The organism is Niallia taxi (assembly GCF_004005475.1).
Classification (GTDB): Bacteria; Bacillota; Bacilli; order Bacillales; family Cytobacillaceae; genus Niallia; species Niallia taxi.
The window spans coordinates 75,492-93,885 of sequence record NZ_RZTZ01000010.1; the positions used below are offsets into that span (position 1 = coordinate 75,492).

Below are 18,394 nucleotides of genomic sequence, written 5' to 3' on the forward strand. Positions count from 1 at the left end.
AGTCTAATCAATTGGAGGTGCCTTTCAACTTTAAGCAACTGTTATAACTATATTTTAATGCTTGCTATAAGACAGCTTTCCTGGACTCGTAAGCCAATCATATTGAAGCAGACGCAACTCAAACAATCTTAGCGGATCATGGAACATTTCTGGATTATTCTTCAACCGTTCCAGTAATTCCTGATATTCATGAATCTCGACATTCTTATCCTCTATCGTCTTTTGAAGAACATCATATGGATTGCTAAAGAAGATATGGATATCTCCTGCAAGCCCATTCTCATAAAAGTCAAATTGTAATAGAAACGCATCGACAATATTTTGAGCAACCTCTGTAAAATCCTCTGTCTCAAGATATTTATGGTATCTTGTATGAAGCATCTTTTTATTTTGTGGAATACTGCCAAACAGCTTGCCAGCACTCTTCAGCAATACTTGTGATGGCTTCAAGCGAAGTAAAATATTCGCTTTGTCAATTTTGATGCTGTTTGTGAGCCTGCGTGCATCTCTTTTCCAATCATCCAAAATGGAGAAATCACATTGAAGTGTCAGTTGGTCCTCTTCATATAACCCATTAAAGCCTTCACATAGCTCATTCAAGAAATGCTGGCTTTCATTCAACTGCTCTTGGGACAGCCTAATCCACTCATTTATCCTGTCGTAAACCTTCGGCAGCAATGTTTTGTGAACATATTGGTCGATTTCACTATTCATTTTATCATTAAGCTCAATATGGATTTTTCCGAAATCGCTGTCCTCCTTAACGAAGTCCTTGCAATCTCTTAATATCTTCGGAATTTCTGTCATAATTTCCCTTGTAGTAGTATCTTTAATATCTTCAAAGGAATTTACGATAGTACGTGTTTTTTCCACTTCTATATCTGACAGCTGGTTATTTGCACCTGAAAGCTTGCTGACAATCTCCTCATACATCCGCAATGTTGTATAAAGACTTTCCTCCATTTCCAACCTTTTCTCAAAAAGACTGGACAGCAAATCCTGAACAATCGCAATGCTTTTAACTGTACGCTCTTCGGCAAGATTCCTTTCTGCGAAGTGCCTTCTGTAAAAGCTGCTAATATCATTAAGCTGGATACTGCGATCATTTTCTTTTGAATAAAGGAAAACAGCACTGTTTGGAAAATATTGATCAATTGCGGCTGTTGCCTTTTGCAGTCTTTTGGTTGCTACCTTTTCGTTTTCCGCTTCATCTGCATAAATTAAGAATTGAATTGTCAGATGAGGAGCCTTTTCCTTCCAATCTAGCAATCTTTCATAATCACTTGACTGGAAAAGCGATCTTTCATTTATAACAAAAAGGAGACTGTCCGCCAACAAGGCATAATCTGCATACTTTTCTTGATGCGGGAATGGCAATGTTGTGATAGCCCAATTATTTTCATGTAAGAAAGCGGACGGCGCATATAAATGGAATATTCTTGTATCTTCTCCATACCTTGCATGTGAAAGCTGTTCCTCATAAAAATCAGATAATGTGTCAATTGGACGAGCACCTTCTTCTGTCACTTCCGCCATTTCTAAATAATCTTGATCTTGAATAGAAATCAGACTGTTTGTATCCTCAGACAGCAATGTTTCCCCAACAAGCTCATTAATGCAAGAATTTACACCACTGCCAGGCGAGCCAATAATGAGCAGCTGATGGCTTTCAGAAGGAATTTGCTCCACTACCTTTTGCGAGAACTTCTTGTCAATAATAATGTCATTGTTTTGCGCCCAGTTTGAAATTGATTCCAGTAATTGCATTATTTCTGTCAAGTCAACAGCCGCCTCTGCATTATTGATTAAATGCTCAGAAGTGCTGATGATATCCGTCGCAAGCGTTCCAGGGAACATTTCATTCCAAGCAAGAACAGCAGATGCAGCTGTTATCAAACGATTGTTAGTTGCTGTTACTAATAAATTGCTTAAAATAGCAGGAACAAGCCCTCTAATTTCCTTTATCGGATAAGCAGAGCTAATTAGATGTAAATAGGCGTTTTCCAACACCTCAGGAAGCTCTTTCCACTCTTCCACTTCCTCCCAATGAAGCTGTTGAAACAGCTGATTGAAGTCTCTCAGCCACGCTAAGTAAAAAGGGCTGTTTTCATAGTTTGCCCAAATTGCTGTACTCAGTTTTTCGAATAGCCTTTGATCTAGCTCCGAAACACTTCTGATGCTCTCCATAAAATAACCGGGCTCATGCTCTGCGATAACACCGATTTTGGCATATTGAACTAAAGCTTCATACCATTTTAATGAATTGGTTCTTTCTCCTTCATTTACAGCCAGTTCAATCGCATCTTCCCAGTTTTCATTTTCCTCGAAATAAGCCTTTGCAAGCATCGTCATATTGGCATAATCAGGATTTGTTGCAAGCAAGCTTTTGATTGTATGCTGCGCCATATCATGATTGCCTTTTTCAATATATAAGGCAAACAGCTGCATGGAGATTTCTGTATTTAATAATTCTGAGTCAGACAATACAGCCTTATAAATGCTTTCCGCTGTCGATAACTCACCAAGCTCCATATAAGCATCAGCCAAGTTTTTCTTCGCCCAAGGTTCAAGCTCATTTGCAATATTCTCCCACTTGAATATCGCTGATTCATAGTCATGGACAAGAAAATATAATTCACCCTGTGCAAAGCGGATAGAGGTAAGGTCAGGAACATTTTTTCGTTGCTCAGCAATATACAATTGACCGAGCACCTCAATAGGCGGCTCTTCTCTATCCATCGTCAATCCTTCATAATATGATTTATTAATTAATTTCTTTTCTAATGTCATAACTTCCCCCTGTTATTCATTAAGAATGTTGATAAGTTATTTTTCTTCATCCTCATAATCACGTTTTTTGCTATCATCTATCCAACTGTAATATTATGCAAATAAAACAGCATTCATAACTAGTGTCTTTGTCCATACTTCCCTTTATTGTAGCAAAGACATCTGTTTCGTACATTTCGGCAATTGTTCATTTATGTTACAAAACATTTACTTATATTTATAACAATAGATTACTAAAATTCTCGCCCGTCTCTCTAGTGCCTATATACCCTTTCTCTTTATACAGCTAACAGGACAAATAACTGGGAAGAGACCAAACAACATATAACCTATATATTGAGTAAAAGGCTTGGGATAATCCTGCAGAAATTGGACGCGAGCGCATTGGAAAGAACTAATTATAAAGGGATATTCTATTTAAAGACTTTATTTATTAAAACCGAAAATACAAAAAACCGAACTATTAATCAATAAGATAAAATAGTTCGGTTCGTATTTACTTATTCTTATCATTATCACTTTTTTCAATCTTTTCTACATGCGATTGGCCATGCCAGTCTTCCCTTCTACGGCGTCGGCGCTTTCTGATCTGTATTACGGCTGCGACGACTATAATAATAAAGATGATTGCTATTGGGAAACCAAATACCCCATAAAATATACTAAATACTCCGTTTAAAAAATCATTCATTGTACTACCTCCTTCGCCCATTCTTCCATGATGAAGAAATACGTTCCGTTCTATGTATCCATGTAGATAATATTCCCTAATCCTCTCATTTTAAACTACGTTCTTTTTAATCCATTTAAAAAAACAAAAAAAGCGTGGTGAGATAATCACCCGCTTTTTTTCCTGTCTATTATTTTGCTGGAAGCTTCTCCAAGTAGTCGATTGCATCTTGTAACGTACTGACAGGCACGATTTTGATGTCATCATAGCCTTCCTCTTTCACTTGCGCTTTAATTTCCTGCTCATTTGTATCATAGCTATTTATGTCCTCTGGAAAGAAGAATATATCTACATCAGCCTTATGTGCCGCAACGATTTTATGCTTTATGCCACCAATTTGGCCAACATTGCCATCAGCATCCATTGTTCCTGTTCCAGCTACTTTATAGCCTTTCGTCAAGTCTTCCTTGACTAATTGATTATATATTTCTAATGAGAACATTAGTCCTGCTGACGGACCGCCAATATTGTCACTGTTTATTTTCACATTAACAGAAGGATCAATCGACATATTGTTTTCTGGATTTATTCCTATCCCGACTTGGCCTGTCTTCTTATCAAGCACAATCATTTCAACAGTCGCCTTTTTCTCCTTGTTATCATGTGTATATTGCAATACTACCTTGTCACCAGCTTTTTTATCCTTTAAATAGGCAATTAAGTCCGTTGCCTCTGTAAATGCCTTCCCATCCACCTTATGGATGATATCTCCAACATGAATAACGGATTTTGCTTTCGATGTTTCCAAAACGCCCGCGACAAAGATTCCATTATACTCATATTCAACCTTTTCATCAGCAGCAGCAAGGCTGGCAATAATAGCATTTTGCTTTGAACTGTCCATCATATGAAGCAGCAAAGAATTATATTCCGCATCTGAAAGGTCTCCCTTGACTTCTTCTTCTTTTTTGATTTCCGTATGAGGAGCCAATAATCCATAAAGCAGTATGTAAGGATTACTTGCTTTAATAGAGTAAACCGTAGTTAAGTTTAAGCTGCCTGCTTCTGTCTTATCCCCATCCTCTACAGTGACTTTTTCCGCAAGTGGTTCAATAGAACCTGGCTGGTTTAAATAATAAGGAGTTGGAATGAAGAATAATACTAGTAAAATCCCCATTAGTATAAATAAACTTATTTTTAATTTTGTGCTCTTCCCTTTTTGTTCCATCACGAAATAAAACTCCTTACTGTCTTTTCTGGTTTTCTTTTTTATATCATAAAATAAATATTGGTACATTAAAAAATGATGTAAAACACTTTAGATTTCTCTTTCAAGCACCCTTTTTAAAATACTGATACCCTTGGTTATTTCTTTTGGGGCAACACCGCCATAGCCTAAAACGGCAAGATGCTTATGCTTGCCCTTTTGCATGCTGTATTGTTCAACAGGATATATGCATACACCCTCCTGTTTCATTCTTTGCATGATATCCTCTGTAAAATGAACACCTGGGAATTCAACTACGAGATGCATTCCAGCTGCTTTTCCGATGATTTTTGCATCAGGAAAATAGTGTTTGATAATATCTACTAGTACTTGCCTTCGCTCTTGGTAAATTTTCTTCATTTTGCGAATATGTCTATCAAAATGCCCTTCCTCCATGAAACGAGCGAGCACATACTGTTCAATGCTCGATGTGTGTCTGTCATTAAACCATTTAAGCTGTTGAAATTCATGCAATAAATTACGCGGCAAAACAACGTAGCCTATTCTCAAAGCTGGAGATAATATTTTGCTGAACGTACCAACATAAAGGACATGCTGCTGGTCTATTCCCTGCATTGAGGGAACGGGAGCACCTTCATATGTAAATTCACTGTCATAATCATCCTCCACAATATAGCAGCCGCTTTTTCTTGCATACTCAATCAGCATTAATCTTCGCTGAATGGATAAAATACCACCTAAAGGAAACTGGTGGGAGGGAATGACAAAAAGAAAGTTAGGAGCATCTTCAGGCAACTGCTCGGGAATGATTCCATTTTCATCCACAGGCACTGGATATACCTTCGCATTTGCCATCGCAAAAATATTTCTCATTTCATCTGCAACAGGATCCTCTGATGCAATGAAGCCTTCAGGATTCAAGAGCAGCTCTGTAATTAGCCGCAAAGCCTGCGTTGCTCCCGAGGTGATGATGATTTGATCTGGATCGCATTTTACACCTCTGGCCTTGCGTAAATACTGAGCAAGCACATTTCTTAGTTCCTGGACTCCTCTGGGATCACTATAGCCGAATATATGCTTGGGCGAGTCCATGCATACTTCTTTTGTAAGCTGGCCCCATTTTTTTCTTGGAAAATAATCAGTTGCCGGATTGCCGCCGCGAAAATCAATATAAGACTTTTCGGTCTGGAAAAAATCTGTTCGCGACTTTTCATGCTCCATATGCTTAATCGTGGAAAGTGTTGTTCCCTTTGAAACATATGTGCCTGCCTTTGGTTTGACCTCTAAAAAGCCTTCAGCTATTAATCGGTCATAAGCTTCCATAGCAATATTGCGTGAGACACCGATAGTAGCAGAAAGCTCTCTTGTTGACAGCAGCTTTTGGCCTTCTTTTAAGGTATTGCCAAGGATACTGGTTCTTATTTGCTCATAAATTTGCTGTGTTAAGGATATTGAACTTGACCTATCTACTGTAATAAATATCATACTAAGCCACCTTCAAATGAACTGGCACTATTAAAGTTTATAAAATGTGGTCCTACTTTATACCAGAATAGCATGTTATGCTTTTGAAAACTATAAACAAAGGAGAAAACATGAAAACAATTGGACTAATCGGCGGACTAAGCTGGGAATCTACAGCAGACTATTATCAAATCATCAATACTTTAGTGAAGGAAGAGCTTGGAGGATTAAACTCTGCCAAATGTTTAATCTATTCCTTTAATATGGAGGAAATGGCTGTTCTTCAGCGGGAAGGAAAATGGGAACAAGCAGCTCAACTAATGGCAGATGCAGCCAAAATATTGGAAAAGGGCGGTGCAGAAGTTATCCTTATTTGCACAAACACGATGCATAAGGTGGCACAAGAGGTGCAGGAGGCGATTTCTGTTCCACTTATTCATATCGCACAATCAACAGCACGAAGCATTACAACAAAAGGTCTTAAGAAAGTTGGTTTGCTTGGTACGAAATTTACGATGGAGCAAGACTTCTATAAAGAAGTTCTTGATCAATATGGCATCGAAACAATCATTCCAGAGGCTTGTGACAGAGAGGATGTTCACTCGATCATTTTTGATGAGCTTTGCCAAGGAAAATTCTTTCCAGAATCAAAGGAACGTTATTTAGAAATCATTCGTAAGCTGTGTGCTGATGGTGCAGAAGGAATTATTCTTGGATGTACAGAAATCCCCCTATTGATTAAGGATGAGGATATCGACATTCCTTTATTCAACACTACTTACCTTCATTCCAAAGAGGCTGTTGACTTCTCCTTTGGCAAGGAATAAAACCATAAAAAAAACTGCACCGTAAAAATGTACGGTGCAGTTTTTTTTGTTAGGAAGAAAGATATAATAAATGATTGCTGATTACTCACTAAAAAATTCACTATCTTGGGCAATCGCTTTGCTTAGCGTGGATGTAATGGAAATATCATTAAAGGATAATCCTAACTGAATCGCAGTAGTGGCAATCTCCGGCCTTATACCAGAAAGTGTGGAATGAACTCCAATTAAACTCAAGCCATGAATCAGCTGAAAAATTTGGTGTGCAACCATCGTGTCAATAATGATGACTCCAGACAAATCAATAAACAGCTGTGTAACCTTTTTGTCAGCACATTGTTTAATAGTATTTTCCAAAATAGCCGCAGCACGCGCTGTATCAATGTCACCAACAAGCGGCAGCAATGCACGGTTTTTGCTGAGCAGGATAACAGGCGAGCTAAGCTCATTAATCATTTCCTGTTGTGCCCGAAGCTGTTTAATGGAGTTTTCATGGAACTGTTCTGTAAATTGGACAATGACAATATCAAATACCCTCACTATGCTCCGGTTCCAAGCTGTAATGCGTTCCTCTGGAACATCATTCTGTTTCTGAAATTCCCTCACTAGCTGAAAATATTGCTCTCTCGTTCGGATAAATTCTCTAATGATAAAATGGATAGGAGTTTCTAAGTGCTCCTTATCGGAAGCGATTGCTACCACCCATTCCTGAAAATCCTTCAGAAAACGTTCCTCTTCCTCAATGAATACCTTTGCTAAGTAATAATGAAAATCGTTATTTTGCTTTTTTAATGTTCGAATAATCTCAAGATTATCTGAAGCGTACACACCATTAGGGTCTGTTCTATCCAGATTTGCATACCATTCATCCGTTAATCTGTCCGCATTTTCAATGAAATAGTTATATAGCTGTTCATTCTTCTGCAAAATATTCCCACCTACTCTAAAATTTATGATTGGAAATTTTAAAGGAAAAAACGACTAATTATCTTCCTCTTATCTAAGCATCATTATTTAAAATTTTAATAATAAAGTGGGAATTACGCAATTTTTTTTATCACGAAACTTGAAATATTAATTAGAGAACTAAACGAATAGTATTTCCAGACGGATCCTTCACATAATAAGCATAATCATCCTTCTTTATCTCTGCATTCATGTCTGCCAGTCTTGCGGCCATTTCCTCTCTTGCAGTATGACTTGGAACCTTCAAGTCAAAATATTTCATGCCAGGATTTGTTTCCTTCGGAGCAGGAGCACCAACTCCGTTCCAGGTATTAAGGCCGATATGATGATGGTACTTGCCAGTAGATATAAAGTAGGCTTGAGTTCCATATTTCTGAACAATGTCAAAGCCTAAGCCTTTCACATAGAAATCTGCCGTTTCCGCTAATTCGGCAACATGAAGATGAATATGTCCCATTTTTGTCCCTTTTGGCAGGCCATTCCACTGTAGTTGACTGCCTGAATCCAACACACCTTGAGCATCCATTTGTAACGTGTCCATTTTTACAAATTCTCCATCCCAAGCCCATTCCTCTGCAGCACGGTCACGATAAATTTCGATGCCATTTCCCTCTGGGTCTCCAAGATATAATGCCTCACTTACATTATGGTCAGATGCCCCTTGCAGTGGGTAGCCGCTTGCCAATAAATGCTGCAATTGTGCACCAAGAGCCTCTCTTGTCGGCACAAGAAGAGCAAAATGATATAATCCTGTTGTCCGCCTTCTTTTGTCTTCTGCCTCCTCAAGCTTTTCTAAATATAACAACACTGTTTTCCCGTCTGCACTTAAAGCTGCCTTACTGTCAGTCTGTTCTAATATTTGAAAGCCGATAATCTCTTTATAAAAAGAAATCATCTTTTCTAAATCCTTTACTTTTAATGTTACATGCTCTACATATAAATTTGGGTACTCATGAAAACTCAAGTGAACCCCTCCTGTCATTAATATCTTTCTACTTACTTTATGTAAGTAATTATATTTTAATAAACTACAATTGTAAAGTAACTAATTTATAAATGATAATACTTTTACTTAAGGTAATAACTATTGTATAATAGAAAAAAGGAGTGAATTTATCATGAATCCATCTGTCATTTGCCCAAGGTTTGAAAAAGCCATGGGATTGCTAAGTCAGCGTTGGACTGGTTTAATTATTTATCAGCTCCTAAATGGATCTCAGCGCTTCTGCACCATTGAATCATCTATTGGCATCAGCGGGCGGCTTCTTTCAGAAAGGCTTAAGGAATTAGAAAAACAAGGAATTGTCATACGGGAGGTCTTCCCTGAAATTCCTGTGCGTATAGAATATTCTCTGACTGAAAAAGGCCGTTCATTACAGCCATTAATGAAGGAAATTGAAAAATGGTCGCAAACCTGGCTGGAGCCGTAAGCTGAAAAGCACCCTTTGTGTCCAGTTTAGTATTTCCGCCTTGGCACAAACACATGAACAAAAGGCGAATGAGCTTTATAGCCATTCGCCTCTTTTTATATAGAAATTTTTTTTGTTAATCTTCATCCTTAATATCTTTATCTTCTGGTATCGGTTCATTTTCCAGTTCTTGTATGAGAAGCTGGTACTTTTCCAGCTGCTTAAAATGAGTCTTAAACTGATCTTTATAAATCAGCACATTTCCTTCCTCATCATGCAATACCCTAACTTTACCCTGCAGCACTAAATTTTCCACATATGACACAGATACAGATAAATATTCAGCTGTTTCTTCTATTGTTAAATACATTATTTTTCACTCCTCGTCTGTCTACTATATCATAAATTCCAGTCTCTACTGTCCGCTTTACTTTCTAACTAAGCTTCATAAATATCATACATTCATTACTTTAACTTAATAATACATTAATAGTAGCTAAATGGTTATTGGATATATTAAAGATGTAAGAAGCAATCATATCGGAGGGATGCAAAATGTTAAGCACAATCCTTAATGGTTTATTTCTAGTAGAAGTAATCGGCATTTTCTCACTGATTTTTTATTGTTCTTTTATTCAAAAACCGAAAAAAAGGAGAAACCTGTAAGGAATAGAATACGCCTGGATGCATCTCTTTTTTAAACAAAAAAAAGAGCTTCTTTTTTGTTTAAAACAAATAAAGAAACTCATTGCTTTCATAGTTAACGGATAGTTAATTCACTTATAAATTTTTCCCGCCATTCCTCCAGCTCCGATAAGACCATCGGCTTAGCATAGAAATAGCCTTGAAGTACTTTACATCCATCTATATGATATAAATAGTCCACTTGCTGAGCTGTTTCGACACCTTCAATAACAATATTCAAGTGCAAGGAATTCCCTAAAGCAATAATTGCCTTCATAATTTCCGAATCCTTTCGGGAACCTGGTACGCCGTCAACAAAGGACTTGTCGATTTTCAAAGTAGAAACTGGCAGCCTCTTAAGGTACGATAACGAGGATACTCCTGTTCCAAAATCATCAAGAGCAACTGAAAAGCCACTGTTTCTAAATGCATGTACGGCTTGGATTGCTCCTTCAATATTTTCAACAGCACTTGTTTCCGTCATCTCAAGCTCTAATAGCTCTGGTTCAAATCCATATTTGTCAATTGACTCTCTCAGGTAAGACATAAGCCTTGGAGAAGTCACATAAGGACCAGGAATATTCACAGACACTTGTATTTTTTCTCCACTTTTCTCCCAGCTTGCAATCTGCTGACATACTCTGTCAATAACCCAATCAGTCACATCAAACATTTTGTCCGCCGATTCCAGAATCGGGATAAAAACTGCTGGCGATAAAAATCCATAAATAGGATGGTTCCATCTCAACAAGGCCTCTAAGCCTGCCATTCTCTCAGACACCATTTCCACTTTTGGCTGGTATACAAGGTAGAAGTGATTTTCCCTCATAGCCTGTTCTACATCGGCAACAAGCGTGTTCTGGAAGGACTGAATATGAATCTCCGGATTGTAATGTATCACTTCATGCTCATAGCGCACAGAGTGATGATTTAAGACAGCAATGGCATTTTCATAAAGCAGCTTTTCATCCCGCTTCTTATCAAGCAACGAAAGGGCAAAGACAGTATTAACAATAATCATTCTGTCCTTAATATTTATTGCTGATGAAAGAATCGCTGAGATCTGAAAAGCCATTTCCTCCAGTTTTTTATTATCTTCCTTGCTATTACTTATAAACCCAAGCCTATTTCCTTCAATTCGATAGACCGCGACGGTTTTCGGTTTAAGCTTTACTATTAGCTGTTCAATGTATCGGATAATTTCATCACCGAAGTCAAATCCATACGTACTATTCCATTTTTCCAGCTCATGAATATGGAGAATGGCTAATCCGTTAACATTTCCGGGAGTACGGATAACATTTTCAAACTGCCTTCTATTTGGCAATCTTGTTAGCGGGTCAAAATAATTAATCCTATAATCTACATAGCGGTCAAGCAATGCTGATAAGCCGGAAATAAGCAATATCACAAATGTCCCTGCTGCAACGGCGAGAATTAATATTCCTACATTCATCTCATGCATCATGCTGTAATCTACATACTTATCTGCAGCCACATAGTACTTCACCGCATACATTCCGGTATAGTGCATACTAGCAACAGCAAACCCCATTATAATAGAGGTTAACAGCTTTAAAAGCAGATTACTCATATATCTGTTTAAGCGTGCAAAAATAAATAGTGATACAAATGATACTGTTATCGCAATGATTACTGATAAGATAAAATATTTAAGCTGATAAACATACTTTACATCCTTCATAACCATCGCCATCATCCCTACATAGTGCATGGCAGAAATACCTATTCCCATGACAATTCCTGAGATTACAATCGTTTTAGTCGAACGATTTCCAGAGCTTGTCATATAAAACGCCAGGAAGGACGCAAGCATCGCAGGCAATACGGATATAACTGTCAAACCTATATTGTAACTCATCGAAGTAGGGAGCATTAGTGCACTCATGCCGATAAAATGCATGGACCATATCCCAAATCCCATTGTTAGCGATGCAAGGGTCAGCCATACATAGTGATGAAAAAAGCTGTTATATCTTATTCTCTCATTCATGGATAGAGCAGTATAAGATGAAATACACGCAATAATAATGGATAATGCGACAACAGGCATAGAATAATGGCCTTCTAAATAAACTACCTTACTGCTATCTGGCAACGAAAACATATATTTTTCTCCCTTTTACTCAATTTATAGCAGATTAATGATTAATAGTATTGTAGTTTATCAATTGCCATCACAAACTTTAATCCTATGTCCTTTTTACTATATATATATGACTATATAGGATAATCATTGGTTCTACAAGATATGTAGATACAGTACTTTTTTCCAATTCGTAAAGACTATCTTCCTTGCTTAATAAAGCCTGTAAACAACAAACTTCTCCCTCGATTCTTTAGGAAAGGAAGGGATGGAAAATACAGTTTCTCTTACGAAGGAAGGATGTTCATCCAATAGGAAAATATACTCATCCGATGGATAATATAAAATGATTTTAATGCTTCGCTCATACTGCTCTGTTGAAAATAAAATATTATTTATTACCTTCGTAAAAATCTTGATTGAAAAGGGATTAAAAAAATAAAAAATAGTATCAGCAGGATCGATTGCATATTCTTCCGCTTTGCATAGCAAAAATTGTATGTCTTCCTGCTTCTTATTGCTTCTAAAATAGCTCTGCTTATTTCTCTCTGCATCCTCATAAAACACTTCATTCATTTCAATACCAACACTTGTGAGCTGGAATAAATGGTGAAGCAAAAATTGCATTCTGCCTTTTCCACAGCCAAAATCAACGAGCCGGTCGTCCCGTTGTAGCTGATACTCCTCAAAAAAGACTTTTAAATATTCATATGGAGTCGGTTCATAGCGATGATAATGAAGTGAGCTATTAAAGCCAGCCTGTTCTCCTTCTGTCTTTATGCGCAGGATTTTATCATAATCTTTTCCCTTCATAGATAGAGCTCCTTTTTGTGTCTTGCTTTTTCTTACACCAACTATACACTTATTCCAATAAATTGATAAGCAAAAAAAGCTTAACCATATTGGCTAAGCCTTCTTAGAAACTAACTGATGAAATATACTCTTGTTTCGTATGGCTTAAGAGCCGTTTGCTTGCGTAGCTTCTTATCCCTAACGTCATAATTATGAAGGGCAAGTTCTGAATATTTGTAGGTAAGTTCGGAAGGAACCTTAAATATCGTCGGCTTATCACTGAAATTGTTAATGATAATTGCCTGTCTTTTTCCTAAGGTTCTTGTATAGACAAACAATCTTGGATGGTTTGCCAATAAAAGCTGATAGCTTCCATAAGTAAACAATGGACTGCCTTTTCTCAAACGTATAAGCTCTTTATAAAAGGAAAGGATAGAATCAGAATCCTGCTTTTGATCCTCAACATTTATCTCCAGATAATTAGGGTTCACACCAATCCAAGTATGATTCGATGTTGTAAAGCCCGCCATATTTTCTTTATTCCATTGCATCGGTGTTCTTGCATTGTCACGGCCCTGCTTCCAGACAACCTTCATGATGTCCTCATGTGGCACACCCTTCTCTGATTCAACTTTATAGAAGTTAATCATGCCAACATCATCATAATCATCAATGGATGGGAATTGAACATTCGTCATACCGATTTCCTGGCCTTGATAGATAAATGGCGTTCCCTTCATAAGGAAATACATGGCAGCAAGCATTTTAGAGCTTTCCTTCCAGTAGCGCTTATCATTTCCCCAAGAAGAAACCCTGCGGGGCTGATCATGGTTTTCGATAAACAAAGCATTCCAGCCTCTTCCTTCTAAACCATTTTGCCATTTGGAGAGCACTTTTTTCAAGGCAATAATATCAACCTTATCTTCCTCGTCTTTATTCCATAAACTTAGGAACTCAAACTGAAAAATCATATTGAAATAACCTTGCTCCTCACCAACCCACTTATCTGCATCATCTAAACCGACACCGTTTGCCTCACCGACCGTCATAATATCATAATTCTTAATTGTTTTATTAGCGAATTCGCTCAAGAATTCATCTATTCCATGAACATTCATCATATAAGGGAAGCTTGGTACATATTCCAAATGATTCGGATTGTATAAATCCGGCAACCCTGGAGCCTTTTTTATATGGGAGATGGCATCTACTCTGTAGCCGTCGATTCCCTTATCAAGCCACCAGTTAACCATGTTATAAAGGGCTTCTCGCACTTCTGCATTCTCCCAGTTAAGATCAGGCTGTCTTGCGGAAAATATATGCATGAAGTATTGCTCTGTTTCTTCATCGAACTTCCACGCAGAACCGCTGAAAATAGACTCCCAGTTGTTCGGCTCTTTTCCATCCTTACCGTCTCTCCATATATACCAATCTCGTTTTGGATTGTCTCTCGATGAGCGTGACTCAATAAACCAAGGATGCTCATCACTCGTATGATTTATGACCAAGTCTAGAATTAGCTTCATGCCACGTGCATGCACTTCATGAAGAAGCTCATCAAAGTCCTCCATCGAACCGAAATCTTCCATAATGTCCTGATAATCCGAAATGTCATATCCATTGTCATCATTCGGTGACTTGTACATAGGAGAAAGCCAAATGACATCAATGCCCAGATCCTTTAGATAATCAAGCTTTGAAGTGACACCCTTTAGGTCACCCACTCCGTCGCCATTGCTGTCCATAAAGCTTCTTGGATAAACTTGATATGCTACACTTTCTTTCCACCATTTTTTGTTCATCTATACGCACCTCATCTATTCAAAAGTCCAAAGAGCACTTTGCGCCCCTTTGCCTTGCTGGTTCACTGTTTTGATATGTTTCCTATATATTCTAAAGCATACCCACCAGATTGAAACTGCTTACATTGAGCAAATAGGGTGGAATATATTGAACATCCTTTTACCCTTATATTAGTAAATAAAACAATTTAGACCTGTTTTTTACCTTTCAAACTATCCGCTAATCTTTGAATCTCTATATTCATTTGGTGTAACACCAACTGTTTTCTTAAACAGCTTCCGGAAATACTTATCATCCTGATAGCCTACCAGATTAGCAATCTCATATATTTTTAGCGAGCTGTTCGCAAGCAGGGATTTAGCCTTTTCCACTCTTATCTTAGTTAAATAGTCAGTTATCGTGACATGAAATTCTTTTTTGAACTTACGTGAAATATATTCCCTGCTAATATAAAACTGTTCTGAAAGCTCCTGCAGTTTAACGTCTCTGTTGAAATTTGCAATAACATATTTTTCAATTTCGTAAATAATGCTACTCTCTTTGCTGGAAGCTGCTCTTTTCACTTTTTTCAAAAACACAGCTATTTCTCTTTTAATATAAGCCTTGTATTCCTCAAGAAGAAAACTGCCCTCAGGTTCAAAAAAGGCATCTATTCTATTGGAGTCACTATCCCATGCACTCGGAAGAGGAATTTGGAAGTGCTTATACCACCGTTCTCCAACAATCCGATATTCCTTTTCAAAATGCAATAGCTGTTTCCATGATAAAAAGCCGTTCTCTGTAAATTCATTTTCTATTTGCTGAATAATGTCTGTAAATGCGCCAATTTCTCCTGTTTGCATTGCCATCTTGATCGCTGTATTGTGTTTCATTAAGCTTTTCCACTCTAGCTTAGGCAAAACCGGTTTGATATAAACTCTGGTTTCCCGTTTTTCAAGAACATTCATCGATAAAAGCTGCTCTTTTCCCAATTCATAAGAGTCCATTAGCTTTGCAAGCTCACTTACAGGTCCGCCAACCGCTATCGGACAGGAAATATTGAAGGTTGCGCGGATTTTTTGATAGATTTCGGTCAGTTGCCTGTCCACATCCTCAGCCTTATTCCAAAGAATAATAGCGATTTCTCCTTTATTCGCTAAATAACGGAACGCAATGCCGGCTCTTTTTTCATTTAAGGCTTCACTTATAATATTCAGGATCGAAAAATAAGCTAATTCTCTGTCCTTGTTGAATTGCTCAATTGTTTTTTCCGTTAAGGACATTACAGCAACCCTGTATTCACTTGCCAAATAGAATTGAAATTCACGAAAAACCTCTTCGTTAACAGATCTGCTTGTTAAAAAATGAGTTAGTTTTCTGTCCCGGTATGCAGGCTTCATCTTGTTAACAAGCTGGTCAAAGTTCAGCTTCTTTTTTCTGTCTAACTCCTCTTCATTCCACTTCTCCACTGCATTTTTCAGGGTATTATTCAAGATTTCAGGATCAACTGGTTTTAATAGATAATCAAAGCTGTTGAAATGAATCGCCTTACGCATATAATCATAGTCATCATAACCTGTGATAACAACCGTTTTGCTTGTTGGTCTATTTTCCTTAATCCATTCAAGCAATTTTGTTCCGTCCATTTTCGGCATCTTCATATCAGAGAAAATTAATTCTGGCTTATAGCGCTCAATGAGCTGAATCGCATCTTCCCCATTGCTCGCCTCATAGATCTCTTCTATATTATTTTCTTCCCAATTTGCAAGCAGCCGAATGCCTTCCCTTACATGCTTTTCGTCATCAACGATTAAAACCTTCATTTTTCCTGCACCCCATTAAGTTTCTTCGGAATATATATTTCTACCATAAACCCATGCTCTTCCTTGCCGCTTATAATCATTTCAGCCTGATTGTTATAGTAAATTTGCAGCCGTTCATAAATATTTTTCAGGCCGATAGATTCCCTTTGACCGGGTTCAGTGACAGCCTCCTTCCTATAAAGCTTTTGCCTGATTTCCTGAAGCTGCTTTTGGTTAACACCCTTGCCATTATCGCTTACAGACAGAACAATATAATCATTCAATAATGTGGCTTGAATAGAAATTTCCTCCTGCTTGTCCTGGTCTGCAAAACCATGTTTGAAGCAATTCTCAACAATTGGCTGGAGAATCATTTTCGGGACATGCAAAGTCCCAATTCCTGGAGTAATATCAATAGTGTACTCAAAGCGCTCATCAAACCGCTGCTTTTGCAAGGATAGATAGCTTTTTGCATGCTTAACTTCCATCGTAAATGGAACAATATCCTCCTGCATATTCATGCTATACCTCATTATGTTTGATAAGGACGTAAGCAGGGAATAAACATTTGCTGCTTTTGCCTTCAATGCCAATGTTCCAATTGATTGCAGGCTGTTATATAAAAAGTGCGGATTAATTTGGGACCGTAGCACCCTTAGCTGTGATGCCTTGTTTTCTATCTCCAGCTTATATTCCTTATCAATCAGCAAATTAATCTTCCCTATCATTGATTTAAAGTGTTTGCCAAGCATGCCAATTTCATCATTTCCTAATGAGTCAAAATCTGCTTCCAGTTGGCCTTTTTCTACCTTTTTCATATTGGCAATCAATACTTTAATCGGCGCTGTTACCTTAACTGAAACAAGTGACGTAATTAATAACACGATTGCTAACGCTATAACACCAATTAAGCTATTCATCACAACAGTTTCTCTTGCGGTCTGGTATAAAACAGCATAAGGAATCCTCTTTGCTATATACCAGTCTTTTTCTTGAACAGAGAACTTCTGGAATACAATCACACCTGAAAAGTCCTTATCCTCCCATTCCAGACTATGCTTGTCTCTCTCTTGCGTTATTTTATTAAACCAATTATCTGCCATCCCTTTACCTATTTCCTCTTTAGATGAGGAATATATGATTTTCCTTTGATCATCCACAATATACAAATCTTCCTCTTCTGCTGTATATAGCCGTTCTGCTATGCTCGCAATTCTTGACAGGTTGATATCAATGGAAAGAAACCCGAGAAAATCCTCTGAAGGGATGTTTCGAATGATATTATGGAAACTTAACACATTCACTTTCTCTGAATTCGGAATTTCGGAAATATTGTTGTAACTGTATATTTCATGAGGCGCCTCAATTAACGAATAGTCTGTCGTGTTCGTCTTAAATTGAGCATAATAAGGGTGGTCAAAGACATTTTTGTACTTAACTCTGGAACTGATTTTGCTGTGATAATTTGTATAAGAGTCAGAACCATTGTTAATGTACAGATGCATTTGCTCTATTTCCGTCCTTGTATTAAACAAATATGCGAGCAGCCTTCTTACCTCTTCCTCATTGACTGTACTGTCATCAGAAATGCCATTTCCAAGCACATTCATGAAAGGAGTATAACGATACAGTACAGACGACATCTGAGCAATATCCTCGAGATAGACGGACAGCTCTTCCTCGCCCTTTTTGATAAAGTCATAGTTTGTTGTGACAGATCTTTCTTTAATAGAGTCAATCGTATAGTAATAAGTAATGATGATTCCCGTTCCGAAAGGGAGAATTGTTGCAATCATCAGCAGCAGTATAAGTTTCTTCCGAATTCCCCATTTCATATGTTTGGTCAGCAGCTCTTAGTGTCCTCTCCTGACCTCCC

General features: G+C 37.7%; 14 protein-coding genes. 2 read left to right on the plus strand and 12 right to left on the minus strand.

Annotated elements, in window-relative coordinates; genetic code table 11:
• Positions 1 to 54: 54 nt before the first annotated feature.
• From EM808_RS20300 to pdxR, 4 genes are all read right to left on the minus strand, one after another.
• Positions 55 to 2,790: a tetratricopeptide repeat protein gene (locus tag EM808_RS20300; protein ID WP_127740177.1), complete on the minus strand. Its 2,736-nt coding sequence runs from the start codon at positions 2,788 to 2,790 to the stop codon at positions 55 to 57.
• Positions 2,791 to 3,286: 496 nt separating this feature from the next.
• On the minus strand, positions 3,287 to 3,481 hold the full coding sequence (locus EM808_RS20305; protein ID WP_127740179.1) for a Loki-CTERM sorting domain-containing protein: 195 nt from the start codon (positions 3,479 to 3,481) through the stop codon (positions 3,287 to 3,289).
• Positions 3,482 to 3,650: 169 nt separating this feature from the next.
• Positions 3,651 to 4,688, minus strand: coding sequence for a SepM family pheromone-processing serine protease (locus EM808_RS20310; RefSeq protein WP_127740326.1), 1,038 nt, complete (start codon positions 4,686 to 4,688; stop codon positions 3,651 to 3,653).
• A 90-nt stretch (positions 4,689 to 4,778) separates the two neighbouring features.
• Complete coding sequence (gene pdxR / locus EM808_RS20315) at positions 4,779 to 6,173, minus strand: MocR-like pyridoxine biosynthesis transcription factor PdxR (protein WP_127740181.1); 1,395 nt, start codon at positions 6,171 to 6,173, stop codon at positions 4,779 to 4,781.
• Positions 6,174 to 6,283: 110 nt separating this feature from the next.
• Between pdxR and EM808_RS20320 the strand changes: the two genes are divergently transcribed.
• Positions 6,284 to 6,979, plus strand: coding sequence for an aspartate/glutamate racemase family protein (locus EM808_RS20320; RefSeq protein ID WP_127740183.1), 696 nt, complete (start codon positions 6,284 to 6,286; stop codon positions 6,977 to 6,979).
• Between the two features lie 81 nt (positions 6,980 to 7,060).
• On the opposite strand, the gene EM808_RS20325 is transcribed toward EM808_RS20320, so the two are convergent.
• Both EM808_RS20325 and EM808_RS20330 read right to left on the minus strand, forming a co-directional pair.
• Positions 7,061 to 7,903 carry an STAS domain-containing protein gene (locus tag EM808_RS20325; protein ID WP_127740185.1) on the minus strand — a complete coding sequence of 281 codons (843 nt, stop codon included), beginning with the start codon at positions 7,901 to 7,903 and terminating at the stop codon, positions 7,061 to 7,063.
• 151 nt (positions 7,904 to 8,054) lie between these two features.
• A complete protein-coding gene (locus EM808_RS20330) occupies positions 8,055 to 8,906 on the minus strand; it encodes a VOC family protein (RefSeq protein WP_127740187.1) in 852 nt (283 codons plus the stop codon).
• A gap of 154 nt (positions 8,907 to 9,060) precedes the next feature.
• Here EM808_RS20330 and EM808_RS20335 point away from each other — a divergent pair, with 154 nt between their 5' ends.
• Entirely contained in the window at positions 9,061 to 9,372 is a 312-nt protein-coding gene (locus EM808_RS20335) for a winged helix-turn-helix transcriptional regulator (RefSeq protein ID WP_127740189.1), read from the plus strand.
• A gap of 115 nt (positions 9,373 to 9,487) precedes the next feature.
• Here the strand turns inward: EM808_RS20335 and EM808_RS20340 are convergent, their stop codons facing one another.
• From EM808_RS20340 to EM808_RS20365, 6 genes are all read right to left on the minus strand, one after another.
• A complete protein-coding gene (locus EM808_RS20340) occupies positions 9,488 to 9,721 on the minus strand; it encodes an excisionase family DNA-binding protein (RefSeq protein WP_127740191.1) in 234 nt (77 codons plus the stop codon).
• Positions 9,722 to 10,111: 390 nt separating this feature from the next.
• The gene (locus EM808_RS20345; protein ID WP_127740193.1) at positions 10,112 to 12,163 is read right to left on the minus strand and encodes a bifunctional diguanylate cyclase/phosphodiesterase; all 2,052 of its coding nucleotides are present in this window, start codon (positions 12,161 to 12,163) and stop codon (positions 10,112 to 10,114) included.
• A gap of 192 nt (positions 12,164 to 12,355) precedes the next feature.
• Complete coding sequence (locus EM808_RS20350) at positions 12,356 to 12,955, minus strand: class I SAM-dependent methyltransferase (protein WP_127740195.1); 600 nt, start codon at positions 12,953 to 12,955, stop codon at positions 12,356 to 12,358.
• A 110-nt stretch (positions 12,956 to 13,065) separates the two neighbouring features.
• On the minus strand, positions 13,066 to 14,736 hold the full coding sequence (locus EM808_RS20355; RefSeq protein WP_127740197.1) for a glycoside hydrolase family 13 protein: 1,671 nt from the start codon (positions 14,734 to 14,736) through the stop codon (positions 13,066 to 13,068).
• Between the two features lie 213 nt (positions 14,737 to 14,949).
• Positions 14,950 to 16,539, minus strand: coding sequence for a response regulator (locus tag EM808_RS20360; protein ID WP_127740199.1), 1,590 nt, complete (start codon positions 16,537 to 16,539; stop codon positions 14,950 to 14,952).
• On the minus strand, positions 16,536 to 18,353 hold the full coding sequence (locus EM808_RS20365; protein ID WP_127740201.1) for a cache domain-containing sensor histidine kinase: 1,818 nt from the start codon (positions 18,351 to 18,353) through the stop codon (positions 16,536 to 16,538). The genes EM808_RS20360 and EM808_RS20365 overlap by 4 nt, the downstream gene beginning before the upstream one ends.
• Positions 18,354 to 18,394: the final 41 nt, after the last annotated feature.